Source organism: Acinetobacter pittii (assembly GCF_034064985.1).
Taxonomy (GTDB): Bacteria; Pseudomonadota; Gammaproteobacteria; order Pseudomonadales; family Moraxellaceae; genus Acinetobacter; species Acinetobacter pittii_H.
The window spans coordinates 237,305-251,156 of sequence record NZ_CP139249.1; the positions used below are offsets into that span (position 1 = coordinate 237,305).

Consider the following 13,852-nt stretch of genomic DNA (forward strand, 5'->3'; position numbering starts at 1 on the left):
ATGTCGAATATCACTATCCGTGAATATGCATATTTAAGAGTTTCACAGAATCCTCCTCTGCAGAATCACAAGTTAGATTTTGCGGAAATTTCACAGAGTGGATTTGATTACTTATTTCAACTGAATCAGGATCTGCTCAGAAATGGGCAGCGAATTTTAAAGTTAGGTAGAACAGCATCGGAAATTCAAGTACAGAATTTTGTTGGGGTTATTGAAACCCCATGCGGTACAGAAATTGAGATCTTACCAAAGCATGCTGATTCAGTAGAGGATAATGGTAATGCTAGGGCTATCTTGATTAAAATCTTGAAACAGGTTTTACAGTTGCCACAGCGTGATACAGGTCTTGCCTCGATTGAAAAATTTAAAGTACCTCTAACAGACTGGTTCTATGCACAATTTTTAGATGCTTTGCAGAAACTTTATCGTACAGGGGTGCGATTTGATTATCAGCGAGTAGAGGCTGAAGAAAACTTCTTACGAGGACAGTTAGATACAGCACAACAAATGCGAAAACCTTTAACGAGGCAACATCAATTAAGTATAAAACATGATATTTTTACGTCAAATCGGGCAGAGAATCGGTTGATTCGGTCATGTATTGATGTGGTCTGTAAAAGAGCTAAGACTGCTAATTTGTGGCGAACATCACATGAGTTTCATTTACTGTTCTCAGAAGTGCCTCAATCTACAAATTATAGGGAAGATTTTAAAAAATGGAAAAATGATCGACTAATGTCACATTATTCCGATATAAGGTATTGGTGTGAATTGATTTTAGGCAATGAAATCCCATTTGCTGTAAAAGGTATTAATCAGGCAAGAAGTATTCTATTTCCTATGGAAAAGTTATTTGAAAAATATGTAGAAATACAATTATCAAAGCAACTTATAAAAGGAGCAAAGCTTGTGGCTCAGAAATCTAGCAAATACTTAGCTCAATATAATTCAAAAGATATATTTAATTTAATACCAGATTTAGCTATCCAATATTATTGTGAACACTCAAAGTCTAAAAAATATTTGATCCTTGATACTAAATGGAAGCTTATTAATAGCAATAATATAGAGGATAAGTTTGGATTAAAACAAAGCGATATGTATCAGATGTTTGCCTATAACCATATGTATCAGGGCCACACATCAGATATTGTATTAATCTATCCAAAAAATAAAAATTTCCAGATAGCACTAGAACCGTTTGAGTTGAACATTCATAAATTATTGAAGACTGGACTGCAACCAAAAATTTGGGTAGTTCCATTTGACTTAGAACGTAGCGAGCTTATTTTAGATAATTTGACGATTGCTGGGTTGCATTCTAAATGAAGTAAAGGCTACTTAGCGTAGCTTTTACTTCTGAATAATATTTATTAACACTGATTATTTTTGACAATCGCCATTACTTCTTTTTTATAGCTATCAGGAATGTAAATGTCATCAATTTGACAATTTTTCCCATCACACTGAACTTTAAAATCTACTTGAAAGCTTTCCCCAAAGTTTTTCCCTTGAGCTCGAATTAATCCGTTACTAAGTGCAGAGAATTTCATCTGATTTACACGTACATCATAATCATTGCCGGGTATAAGAACATTACGGACCCACTCACACATCTCCCCGTTATGACGAAGAGCAATTGTATCTCTGCGAGAAAGCAGTTGTTTAAGTTCAGAAGAACTATTCTGCTTAAGAATATCTACTCCCATATATTTATCACTTACAGCCCTCATATATACTTTTTTCACGAAATTTATTTGTTCAAGAGGCTGTTTATCTGTAGAGGCAATAGAAGTAGTAGAAATTAAAGTTAAGGTTATAGCTGAGGTTAATAATCGATTCATGAAGTACTTTTCCTAATAAATTTACTTTTAAGCAGGTCTGTAGTTCATACAGAAGTTAGATGAACTTTCTAAGCCACAATCCTGCATATATTTGAGTTCATTAATTCTTCTGTTATTCATATTAATCATACATTGAGCATGTAATTGTCCAGCGATAGTTCCGTAGGAAGCAACTTCAAAATTACATTGTTTCATTTTATAACTTATCCAAGAACGTTGGACTTCTAATAAATTTTTTTGTTCATTAGCGCTGAGAGTATTTTTATAGTTTGTATAAACCTGCATTATTTTTTTATCTGATTTTTGAACTTCTTTTTTATAACATTCATTAATTGAGATAGTAGTTCCATTGTTGCGTTCATTTTCGCACATTGCATAGGTTGCAAATGGAATAGTAGTTAAACTTAGGGCAATAAGTATTTTCATGACGATATCCAATTAATAAAGTTAAATTAGTGACCACATTTTGAGCAGGTCCATCTATTTGTTAGAGCTGTCATGGGTTTAGCAAAAGTATGCCAAAGTAACATAAGCAGCCAAATCCATATCCAAATAGTAAGTGTGCAAATAGTTAAGAATAAGTGCATTAACCAACTCATCTGTTTTGAGTTTTTTTGATGTAAAGTTCTATAACCACATTCTTTACACATCTTCATTTTTTGAGAAACTACTCTAGCCATAAATTGCCTATTAATAGTGAAGTTGATTGCTCATTTCCGGATAAGAAATTTCAATATTTTCTGTGTGTTATTGCTATAGGCAACTAACTTTTATATTAAAGCATATATAATTGACAGGTTATGTCTTCAAAAATAAGATTATTTTGAAATTGAGAAATTTTTTATATTAAGTTTTCTTTTATACTTATTTTTATTAGTAGATAGAATTTTATAAAATTAAAAATATAGCCATTAGAGCAATCGAAATTCTGTAACGGCTATCGATTTTTAATAAAGTTTATTTAGATACTTTTATCATGTATTCAGTCTTAACTTTTTCAAAAATATATTCATAGTATGCATCAGGATTATTTCTAATTTCGATACTAACGATGTCACTAACACGTTCATCTCGAATCCAAAAATCTCCATCAAAGATGTAGCAAGAGACTCTAACAAATGGTAGTTTTCTACCTTCTGCTTTGTATGGGGCATTGTAATAAGGGGCAGATTTGACAAAAAAGTACCCAATGACAAATGGAAGTTTTCTACTTAGTTCTAGTAATGCTAAGAATGATGCTTTTGATGAGAAATGTGTATCTACAACTTCAATTGCAATAAATGGGCTGTGGTTAGTGCAATTCAACGAATTAGGTCTACCTAATAAATCAAATCGTACATAGCCATTTTCTGATACGGCGAAAGAAACTTCATCCTTCCATTCATAATCTTTTATAGTTTTTATGGTATGAAGTTTTTTATCTGTAAAGCTACGAAAGAAATAGGTTTTTAATTTTATAGACGGATTTGCCTTTAAGTATGAGAGAAGATTCCTAATAGTACGATCATGTTCTTGAGAGTCTTTTTGTCTGTCTAAATTATGGCGTACAACACCTTTTCTATAGAAATGAGGTAGATCCTCTCTATTTCTAATGAATAATTCATAATTACAATCTTCTGAGTCATATAATTGCTGAGTTCTAGCAAGTGCTAGTTTTTCTGGATCTCTTAATTCCTGAGGTGTAATTGTTATCCAGAGACCATCTTTTTCGTATACAGCTTGTTCATGTAAAGGCATATTTTTATCTTTTCCTTGTTAATATAGATAATAAGGTAGCTGAAACTTTAATTTAGGAACAATAGATAATTGAATGTCTACGCCAATATTTGACGTGGTAATATTTATATTAAGAATAACGTAATAGATAAATTTTAGTTGATCGATAGATAAATTAAATTTAATTCAATATTAATTTAATAAGCTAATACCTATATCTGTCGCCAGATACTCGATAATTTTATAATCTAGTGGCCATTGTTCAGTTACGTAATATTTTCTATTTTCTATTAACCAATAGACAAATAGAATGTAACTTTGTTGATAGAAATTGAAAGAAGCATATCGCTGTTTAATTTTATTGACTAAGTATGGATGTACTTCTAAAAGACTTGAAATATTATCTATAAGTTGATCATTAATAAATTCTTCAAAGGTGTCAAAAACAATTAAAGATGATTTCTGATTTTTAGAATATAAACCAGTTTTTGATAGATATAAGGAATCTAATCTCTCAATAATTTTAAATTCTGTAATAGGTCCCGCATTAAGATCATTAGTAGTTTCAACAAAGAAATTATCGGTTGTTTCAATTAAAGCCATACACTTAGCTACAGTCCGGAGAACTGTAGGCTTTACCTTTCGTTTACTTTTATAAACAGCATCATGAGTTAACTCAGCATGTGCATGTTGTAAAAGAGTGCGTATCTGCACTTCACAAGTAATATCTGAAGTTATTTTTATTCCTTTATATTCTATCTCATCTTTAGGTCTTAAAATATAATGCATTGATTGATAAGAGAAAAGTAGAGGGTCTTTACTTTTCTCTTCTTCAAAGTCTCGAGCTACTAAGGTTGTCCATTTTTCATGTGATTGTATAATTTGACCTATTTTTGCAACCTCATCAGTTAATAAAACTACAAATCGAATTCCAACTTTATCTTCTATTTCTAGGTAGGGGTCTATATAAGGCTTATTTCTATAAAAAGCTTTATCAATTAGAGATTTCCGATTTTTTGTCCTTACTTTAACTGGAATTTTTAAAAATACGTCCGATTCAATTTGATGGGTTACCAAAGAATTAACTATTTGAGAGACGATATACTCTCCCCATGCAGTATAGATAGGTTCTTCAGTAAGCCATCTTTCTAAAAATTCATTTTCTGTCATTTCTTATGAATCAGTCTGGATTTGATAATAATTTTTGTCCACTATGTAGGGCTTCCATTTTCATCTGGTTCTCCTTGAATAGGTTCGATAGTAATATCTTTACTGAAAGTATCAGGATCAGCCTCAATTTTAACATTATTGCCGAAAGTGACTTTGTGAAGTTTTAACTGGTTTTTTATATGCTCGATATCTTTTGTAAAAGGAGTAATAGGAATTTCTCTTTTTCTAAGAAAATTTCTATAGTCATCAATTACTTTTTTATCAAAAAAACTTTCAGCAAATTCAATAGGGCTTACAGTCGAGGACTGCCCGAGTTTAAGGTAAGTAGTTAATGCATTGGTGAGTTCATATTTTTCTTCTGTTGTTTTACCATCTAAATCCAGAATAAATTTCTTCGTTGCTTCATAGAAAGTTTTTGTAGTACGAGCACTTGTTTCTGGATACCCACAACCAGCAAATGTATTATAGAAATACTCAGCAGAAGCTTTACCATCAACTTGGCTAATTTGATTATCTGAAATCAAGACCAACCATTTATCATTAAGATTTGTTGAAGATGGGTCATAATCTTCTTTCTCACAAAAACCCACCGTTTTATAGAGTTTAGAAGATGGTGTTAATAAAAGATGTTTAATATGTTTTAATGAAATTTGTCCATTTTCTGTGGTAACTCTTTCATATCCACTATGAATATCTGCTTTCATTACACCTAAAATTTTTTTATTAGATACTCCATATGTACCCGTAAAAACAACAACAATACCCCCTATAATATTCCTTCCTTTTTCAAATTGTGCTTTAGCTAATTTATAGGCAATTTTATACGAAGACTCAATGAAGTCTTCAGAATTATCATCAATCGCTTTATCTATGATATTTGGTAAGCTATCAGTCTCTAGATCAACAATATGCATTGTTACAGCTTTAGAGTCTGAGCCTAATGCTCCTATTACACGACTATCAAAATCCATCTGAGCAGATGTATCGAATCTTGTATATTCAGTACTTTTCTCTGGTGTTTCCATAGTATCTGATTTCTTTTGAAAAATTTGATGAATAATAATTCGATGAACAGAAAGATTGGTGATCGACATTTAACTAAAGCCCTATTATTTAAAATAATTTAAATAATATTGCATTATAATAATGCCTTACTCAATAAAAAAATTATATAATTTATAAGTGGGCTACGACATTTTGTGTCGTTTACTTTAATTAATATTAAATAATCTTATGAATGATTCAAATTTGTTACCACCTGATAAACAACTTTCAAAAATTGAAAAACAAATTAAATGGTCAATTTTTATTGCTTTAGTTTTAATAGCTTTAGTATTAGTAATGTACTTTATTCATTTCAATGGGGACTTTCAAAAAGATCCTGATAAATGGGGGACGTTTGGCGATTTTGTTGGTGGAACTTTAAACCCTGTACTAGCAGCATTAGCTTTTTATTGGCTAACATCATCAATACGATTACAAATTCAGGAGTTAAGGGATACACGTATTGTTCTACAAGAGTCAGCAGAACATCAGAAAATAATAGCTGAACTAGATGAAAAAAATGTAAACACACAGCAAGAAATTTTAAAACTCCAAAAAAGTAGTTTAGAAATGCAGATTGAGGCATCACAACAACAGCAGCAACAAATTGCTATTCAAAATTTTGAAAATATTTTTTTTGAATTATTGAAAACGAAAAATGAGGCTATTCAGGGGATTTACTTTAAAACCCGTAGAGGATCATATTCTACGGGTAATATAGAGGTTGAAACAGTATATGGTAAGGAAGCGATTAATTTGCATTTAAAGTATTTTTCAGAGCATGTTTCAGGAAGCTGGAAAAAATATTATGAGAGTATGTTAATCAGTACTTTTAGTAGTTATTTTAGAGTTTGTTATCAAATAGTTAGATTAATAGATAGTAATACAACTTTAAGAGAAATAGATAAAATTGAAAATAAACCTTTTTCTAATAAACAGAAACAATATTTTGATATTTTTAAAGCAACTTTACAGCAAGCAGAACTTGAAGCATTATTTTATAATTGTTTGAATGGTTATAGTAAGTATAAGAGAATATTAGAAAAATATGGGATTTTTGAGCCTTTGTTTATCCTAAGGTATGATAATTATAGTAAGTTAATAAATCAGTTTGCTTATATGTATGATAGAAGTGCTTTTGATAGAAATAAGTTTTTTTTAAAATATTTTGATGATCTTGAGAAAATTAATTGCAATTTAAATAGTAAAGATATTAATCTTAATATTATATTTTTGAATAAGATGGGGCTTGTAAATAAAAATATTCGTAATGATCTTTATGATGATGAAGTACTTGGAGATGATTATGAAGATTTTTATGCCAAATTTATTAAGAAAAAAAGCGAATATGAGAAACAAATATTAAATGAAAAAAATCTAAGTGAGAGTGTTGATAATGAATATATTGAAAGGTATATCCAAATTTTGGATAGTATAGAAGACTTGGAAACTATTTATTATATTGTGAAGTATAATATTAATTATGAGGAATACGTCAAGTCTAGACTTACTACTACATATTAGTTAACTTGAAATAAACCTTCAATTATATCAATTATTTATAATGTTGATTAGATTAAGCCTATTTTTACTGTTTTTGATTTTAATATTTAAAGAAGAAATGGCCCATAATGGGCCATTTCTTCATAAGATCAATCACTATCATCTAATAATTCATCTTCATAACCTGTACGAGCGTTATACCTTATATTGTTAATTGTGATAAATTTTTTCTGTCTGACTGAAACATCATAAAAGCTATATCCAAATGCTGTTAGGTTTAAGAATTTAATTTTCTTATGCTTGTAATGTTTCTTGTCATTAAAAATCTTTACGTGACAATACTTCTTAAGAAAGTTGATAGATTTCCCGTCTTGGAAAAGTATCGAATCATCATTAAATACCTCAACGTACTTAGATGGATATTTTCTTAGTGTTTCAAGAAGAGGCTTTGTGTTAGCAATTTTATGAAGTGCCGCATTCATAAGCTGCGTAATATCATAATAGCTGTGAGTTTTATTTCTAAAATCTTTTCGATCAAAAGCTTTTCGTAAGTGTTGGATGACGCTGAGGACTATAGGATTATTTTCATATTCATGAGCTATCTTAATAACCTGATTTGTTCTATTTGCTACAAGGCTTTCTTGTACATCTTTTAGATTATCTAACTTTTCTGAAAGAATCATGGCTTCATCAAAAATACCTTTATAGATAGGTTCCTCTTGTATCTCATAGTAAATACTGTCGTCATCAAATATTGAATCCTCTATTTTTTCTCTTAGGTTTTTAAAGCCTTTAGTAGTTCTTAGGCACTCAAAAAGTAGATCTATGACTTTTGGAATACCTTCCTCACGACGATCTTTTAATGTTTTCTCACTCTGTTCAAAAGCATTCCTTATTGCGTCAGGAATTAATCCATCTGAACTGATGATCTTGACTGTTCCATTTGGTAAAAGCTGTAATAGCCGATATTTAAGATAATTGAGATTGCTATAGCATTGCTGAATATCTAATCGATAGAAGCGAGCCACGATACTTGCGGTATTGTGCCTGATAATATTGTTATCTGACCAAAAACCCTTACATTCGATGAGGTCAGTTGTCAGACCGTTCATGATTTGAGTTTTATCAATTTTAGTATTAATAATATCCGAAAATTCTTTGAACTTTTCTTTATCTAATGAAAGTTCTATGCCATGTAAAAAAGCAATTAGTCCCATATAGTTACTTTTATTCGATTTTCTATATTTTGCAAATAGCCTATCGCAATTAGTTTCATAATCATCAATGGGACTTGGTAAGTGAATATATACAGGTGGTGTTGCTGCCCGTAATCGCCCAATGAATTGCACAATTTCTTCTGGATGAGCATTGTTGCCAATAATATGTACGCTATCGACCTCATCATTGCTATTTTTTAGGTTAATTGCCTCATCTAATATAGAAGTACAAATAACTACATCAAATTCAGTGTTAATACGCTCAAGACTCAATAAATCCATACAGCTATGACTAGTAATCTGCTCACGATTAATCAGCTGGGTTTTATAACCTTTTTGCTCATACATCTCTTTGACTTGATTGGCTAACTTGATGTCATTAACACGTGCAATGACAACCTTTTTCACATTTTGTTTGCGATTTTTTTCTAAACGTTTTTGTACTTCCCATATCCATGAGAGAGGTTCTGCCGTTTGTGGATTTATAATCCTGATACTTCTTTTATTATTAGATAATTTTGAAAAACTATAAAAGTGACTGATTTGAATATCTAATTTTTCAAAAAGATACTTGGTTAATGTCGCCGTTAGAAAGAGTACATGATCAAATTTTTGAGATTGAATGATGTGCAGTATAGATTGAATAGCCTGTTCCCTATAGTAGCCTACGGCATATAGTTTTTGAGCTTCATCTACGACGATGACAGCATCCTTTGATAAATGAGGAGCGAATTTAGAAAATTGATCGTAGGTCATTACCAAATGTTTTTTGGTAATCGACTTAATTTCATCTTTAGGTATATTTTTCTTACCATGAATAAAAACGAACCGATCACTTTGATATAGCTCTTCTAACTGTTTTACCTGTGCGACTAAAGGGCATAAGAGAATAACTTGCTTCGACTCAGATAAGGTTTCTAATACATAGGAGCTTTTGCCTGTTCCAGTACCTCCAACAATTAAAGTATTTCCATGTAGTAGTGCTGGGATTTCATCAGCAATAAACTGCTTAGAATTAAGATGAAACTCTATTGGTTTAGGTAAATTTGACATAAAAAATCCTCTGGATATGCCTGTAAGGGCATATCCATTCAAAATTTAAAATAAGTGAGAAGAGGTTTAACTAAGCGACATTCGCCGTTGGAATTGGGTGATTACTCTGGGCACGTATAGCCGCAGCAACTTCCTCTGAAGCTTGTTTCAATGTGCTGGACTGCAAATGTGCATAGCGCTGAGTAGTCTGTGGTGAGGCGTGACCTAACAGATGCTGAACGACATATAGGCTTTGGCCACTGTTCACAGCTAAACTGGCAAAGTTATGCCTTAAGTCATGGATACGGATATTTCGAATCGAAGCAGCTTTCATGATGCGTTGGAAGGTCTTTCGCATGTCGTTAAACGGTTGACCTGTCATCGGGTTCGCAAAAATAAATAAATGCTGCCGTGATAGTGAATGCAGTATCGCTAATGCATCCTGATTCAAAGTAATGCGTCGAGCCTTTCCAGACTTGTTTTCACCTAAAAGCCAAACCCCTGTAGTGAGATCAATATCAGCCCACTTCATGTCCATTGCTTCACGCTTACGTACTCCTGTAAGCAGTAAAAACTTGACGATAGCGACAATAATCAAGTTGTCTATGCCATGCTGATGCGGTGCATTCAGTACATCCATTAAACGCTTGATCTCTTGAGCATTGAGATAACGCTCAATTTGATTGTTTTCTTTAAACTTGGATACCTTGCTTACAGGATTAACATGTATCAAGTCATGATTAATTGCCATGTTGAACATGACAGAGAGCAGTGCCCGAACCCGATTGATCGAGGCATTCGTTAAGCCTTTTGAACGAAGTTCGGTCAATAGCTTATTGAGCATTCCAGCATTGATATCCTCAAATGGATAATCTCCAATGACTAGTAAAATATGCATCCGTAATTTTGCCTCATCATCCTTATAAGACTTTTTACGCATCTCAGCACTTGGCATATAGATCGTTAAAGCAAACTCACGCAATGTATTTGTAGGTTTGACCTCATCTTCGAATGGCGCTAGGCCTTGAGCGATTCGTTGATGAAATCCCTGCATTTGAGAGACCAGTTTCTCTAAGTTTTGATCAAAATCAGCATGAGAAAATGTACCTAAACTTTTTGAGGCTTTCTTACCTTGAAAGGTTAAACGAGCTAGAGTACGTACATGTTGTGCAGTAACCACAAAGCGTAATCCAATCACTTTTAGGTCTGGACGATACTTGCGAATATCGAATTCTTTACCCGATTCAAATTGATTGAGTTGGGTATTTTTCTCTAAAAACTTTACCATTTTTTGGTCCTCTGATTGATGTGCCAAAAAAATAATATCTGTTTAAAAAATCTTTAAAAAACCAAGCTTTAATTATGTTTTTTAATCTTTTTAATTGAGTGTGGTTACTTACTGTTATTTAAAAATAAGGCGCACTAATCCCTGATTGTTAAATCATGTATAAGTAGTGGAGTAGTACGCTGAAAACAGTAAGTTGATTTAATCTAAATTGAATGAATAATGTAATAATTTAAATATCTTGCGAGAGAAGAAACGGCAGATTATTTGTTGAAGGCTGCGTTAAGCATTCTCGAATTTTGGCAGTATCTAATCTTAAGGTATTTTGAGGAGCATTACTTAGATCATAAAATTTAAAATTGGCTTTACTTAAAAGTTCGCCAGATTCATTGAATAAAATTACTCCAAATCCACTCACGAATTCTTTACCAGGCTCAGCGAGATCACCGTAAAAAAGTTTAGAAAGCCTAATATGATTTGGCTTAAACTTCTCTAACATTGAAGTAATATCATCGGCAGTTTTAAGCTCTTCCATATAATTTGGACATATAGCATCATCCCATAGATGAAAGTCAGACTCTCTTAATGAAAAAGCATGTGCTTTTTCATATCTATTATTATAGAAATAAACCATACATATATTTTTAAGTACACTGTATAAATATAAAATACAAAATCTATCATTAGGATTACCTGATTTAATTTTAAAGGCCTTGGTAGGTTCTATATTTTCAAAATCAATAGTATTCAAACTTTGATATCCATCACTATTAAAAAATCTTGTAAATGCTGCTTCATTAATCTTTCTACCAATTGAACCATTTTCTTTATTAATGCGCTTTTGTATTTCCTTAGAAGAATTCTCATTTGCGAGAACATGCTCATTCTGAAGGTTGAGATATTCTAAGGAACCAGAAAGTATTAATTTATTAAAATAAAAATAATTAGACATTTTTCCCTCTACTTCTGAATGATTGTTCAGATTAGTTAAATTAAGTTTCATAACCTTCTGCTTTCCTAAAGCGTTTAAGCAGGGGTTATGGGATGAAGAGAGGTTAGACTGGGTTAAGATTTTCGTCAAGTAGGTTTTTTTTATAAGATATTGATATTATTTATTTTTTTTGGTTTCTCACCCCAAATTACCTGAGGGAAATCGGGAAGGTATTTACTTAAATGAATAATTTAAGTTACATTTGGTAACATTGTTTTGCCTGTGGTTATATATCTATGCAGTTTATTTATTTACCAGAAAATATTTATTTCGCTTTAGAAGATAATCATAATTTATCAATTAAAAATATTATGGAAATTTCTAAAAGGGGAAGAGCAACTGCTTATAGATATAAAGTTGCTTATAAAAAATTAAAAGGGAATCCAAATAATTTTCAATTAATTCACAAATATGAGAAAATAAATATTTCAGGCTTTAGAAAAAACAATAATCAGAAAAAAGATTTAAGTTGTTTTATCGAGTCTTTATTGCAAGATAATGGGTTTATATCAACTGCTGATTTAATAAGTAAATTTTATAAAAAATATCCAATATATAGAGGTCAAACAAAAAATAATTTTAATAAATACTTTAAAATGGTGCGCGATGATTTGGAAAGGCAGAAGATATCTTATAAATTATTTATTAGAAAATCTCACATGGTAAAGATAGGTTTCCATACTGTCGAGAATCCCAATTTTGGATCTTCGGACTGCTAAAACGTTTGCCTGTTTATTCTTAAAATTCATTCGTGTTTGATTGATGTGCCTTAATAAAAAAAAGACCTTAAGCTATTAAAGCTTTAAGGTCTATCTACGGTTCTGTTAGTAATCACTAGGTAATAGAATCGTTGTTAATGTCCTATCTGCTTCAGTGATAACCCAAATTTTCTCCTTGTCAAAATTGTAGCTTGAGAGAATCCGGAGATCCTCAATCAAAGCCTGTTCATTTGCTTCAAGGTCAGGTTCATTTAAATTACCCCAGTCGCCATGTTGATGTCGATGAAGTAAATCGAAAGGAGTAATGCATTTTTGAGTCATGAACTCTACTGCATTTTTAGTAGTCACGACTTTTCCCAAAGCGAATAAGATATGCCTTGTCATAAAATAGCCTTAGATAAAAGTTAGAAAGAGGTTTTGTAGGAGAGGGTGCTGTAAACAGCTTTAGATCGCTGTCAAAGAATGATTGTTGAATATGTCATTCGGAACATAGATTAATATGCCTTCATTATCATTAAGCAATACATAAACCTCATACCAATTCTCTTTCTTTTCGACATATTCCACTTCACCTAAGTGAAGCTTATCGCTCAGACTAAAGGTCAGATTGGCAAGTGGTTCAGATAAATCAGATTCATCTTCACAAATAATAAACCACCCATGTAGGGTGGCTTGATAAGGCTCATTGTACTGTTGCTCTAAAGTCAGAATGTGATTGGAAATACTGTCCTTAATCGCTTCATTCTCTAGATGTGATAAATCATCTTTGGTCTTAATGCACTTCATCATGCGTTTCTTCCCCAACTTCGGATTCGATAGATTGATTCTTAGGTTTTGGACCACGTTTGGCAGGAATCTTAGTCACTATATTCTCTTGAATATCAGTTTTACCTACCATTTCTTCAAGGCGAAGAGGCCATAGTTCATATTCCTCTATCACTTCCAGTAAACGGGCTGTTTGGGGGTGTAAGCGAATGACCTGTTGATCAACTAAAGCAGCACCCAAGAAACTATAGTTATTAACTGATTTTCCTATGAATAAGTCCTTCAAGGCAGTTGCATGGAAAGGTTTCCCAGACTGCAATAATTCTTTGATCGTTTTGAGGATGTCATCTACCTTGATGAGTTCAGAACTAAATCCACCAGATGATTCATTGTGGCTCAAAGCAATACCAAGAGATAAATCATCATTGTCTTGCCAAAGTTGGTAATGCAATTGGCCTTTAGAGCGTTCCGAAAGCTTATTGCAAATAAAGGTTTTGATGAGGGTTTGATTAACCTTATCGAATACGCGTTGTTGCATGTTGAAATTCCTTAGAAATAAAAAATCC

At 31.9% G+C, this 13,852-nt stretch carries 14 protein-coding genes; 3 read left to right on the forward strand and 11 right to left on the reverse strand.

Features of this window, described 5'->3' with window-relative positions; translation table 11 throughout:
- Positions 1 to 1,329 carry an McrC family protein gene (locus SOI76_RS01060; RefSeq protein ID WP_104080824.1) on the forward strand — a complete coding sequence of 443 codons (1,329 nt, stop codon included), beginning with the start codon at positions 1 to 3 and terminating at the stop codon, positions 1,327 to 1,329.
- A 44-nt stretch (positions 1,330 to 1,373) separates the two neighbouring features.
- Here the strand turns inward: SOI76_RS01060 and SOI76_RS01065 are convergent, their stop codons facing one another.
- From SOI76_RS01065 to SOI76_RS01085, 5 genes are all read right to left on the reverse strand, one after another.
- Positions 1,374 to 1,844: a hypothetical protein gene (locus SOI76_RS01065; RefSeq protein ID WP_104080823.1), complete on the reverse strand. Its 471-nt coding sequence runs from the start codon at positions 1,842 to 1,844 to the stop codon at positions 1,374 to 1,376.
- 27 nt (positions 1,845 to 1,871) lie between these two features.
- Complete coding sequence (locus SOI76_RS01070; RefSeq protein ID WP_104080822.1) at positions 1,872 to 2,270, reverse strand: lysozyme inhibitor LprI family protein; 399 nt, start codon at positions 2,268 to 2,270, stop codon at positions 1,872 to 1,874.
- A 531-nt stretch (positions 2,271 to 2,801) separates the two neighbouring features.
- Positions 2,802 to 3,581, reverse strand: a complete 780-nt coding sequence (locus SOI76_RS01075; RefSeq protein WP_104080821.1) for a hypothetical protein — start codon at positions 3,579 to 3,581, stop codon at positions 2,802 to 2,804.
- Between the two features lie 171 nt (positions 3,582 to 3,752).
- Positions 3,753 to 4,730: a GTP pyrophosphokinase family protein gene (locus tag SOI76_RS01080; protein ID WP_104080820.1), complete on the reverse strand. Its 978-nt coding sequence runs from the start codon at positions 4,728 to 4,730 to the stop codon at positions 3,753 to 3,755.
- A gap of 41 nt (positions 4,731 to 4,771) precedes the next feature.
- A complete protein-coding gene (locus SOI76_RS01085; protein WP_104080819.1) occupies positions 4,772 to 5,824 on the reverse strand; it encodes a nucleoid-associated protein in 1,053 nt (350 codons plus the stop codon).
- 139 nt (positions 5,825 to 5,963) lie between these two features.
- Here SOI76_RS01085 and SOI76_RS01090 point away from each other — a divergent pair, with 139 nt between their 5' ends.
- A complete protein-coding gene (locus SOI76_RS01090; protein ID WP_104080818.1) occupies positions 5,964 to 7,298 on the forward strand; it encodes a putative phage abortive infection protein in 1,335 nt (444 codons plus the stop codon).
- A gap of 128 nt (positions 7,299 to 7,426) precedes the next feature.
- Here the strand turns inward: SOI76_RS01090 and SOI76_RS01095 are convergent, their stop codons facing one another.
- The 3 genes from SOI76_RS01095 to SOI76_RS01105 all read right to left on the reverse strand — a co-directional run bounded on the left by SOI76_RS01095 (position 7,427) and on the right by SOI76_RS01105 (position 11,814).
- On the reverse strand, positions 7,427 to 9,547 hold the full coding sequence (locus SOI76_RS01095) for a DEAD/DEAH box helicase (RefSeq protein WP_104080817.1): 2,121 nt from the start codon (positions 9,545 to 9,547) through the stop codon (positions 7,427 to 7,429).
- A gap of 70 nt (positions 9,548 to 9,617) precedes the next feature.
- A complete protein-coding gene (locus SOI76_RS01100) occupies positions 9,618 to 10,814 on the reverse strand; it encodes a tyrosine-type recombinase/integrase (protein ID WP_104080816.1) in 1,197 nt (398 codons plus the stop codon).
- 229 nt (positions 10,815 to 11,043) lie between these two features.
- Positions 11,044 to 11,814 carry a hypothetical protein gene (locus tag SOI76_RS01105; RefSeq protein ID WP_104080815.1) on the reverse strand — a complete coding sequence of 257 codons (771 nt, stop codon included), beginning with the start codon at positions 11,812 to 11,814 and terminating at the stop codon, positions 11,044 to 11,046.
- 224 nt (positions 11,815 to 12,038) lie between these two features.
- On the opposite strand from SOI76_RS01105, the gene SOI76_RS01110 reads away from it, so the two are divergent.
- Entirely contained in the window at positions 12,039 to 12,521 is a 483-nt protein-coding gene (locus SOI76_RS01110) for a hypothetical protein (RefSeq protein ID WP_104080814.1), read from the forward strand.
- Between the two features lie 105 nt (positions 12,522 to 12,626).
- Here the strand turns inward: SOI76_RS01110 and SOI76_RS01115 are convergent, their stop codons facing one another.
- The 3 genes from SOI76_RS01115 to SOI76_RS01125 are packed head-to-tail and all read right to left on the reverse strand — an operon-like array spanning position 12,627 to position 13,824.
- Positions 12,627 to 12,905 carry a hypothetical protein gene (locus SOI76_RS01115; RefSeq protein ID WP_038346619.1) on the reverse strand — a complete coding sequence of 93 codons (279 nt, stop codon included), beginning with the start codon at positions 12,903 to 12,905 and terminating at the stop codon, positions 12,627 to 12,629.
- Between the two features lie 60 nt (positions 12,906 to 12,965).
- Positions 12,966 to 13,307: a hypothetical protein gene (locus SOI76_RS01120; protein ID WP_020753526.1), complete on the reverse strand. Its 342-nt coding sequence runs from the start codon at positions 13,305 to 13,307 to the stop codon at positions 12,966 to 12,968.
- Complete coding sequence (locus tag SOI76_RS01125) at positions 13,294 to 13,824, reverse strand: hypothetical protein (RefSeq protein WP_020753525.1); 531 nt, start codon at positions 13,822 to 13,824, stop codon at positions 13,294 to 13,296. Before SOI76_RS01125 ends, SOI76_RS01120 begins: the two co-directional genes overlap by 14 nt.
- Positions 13,825 to 13,852 lie beyond the last annotated feature (28 nt).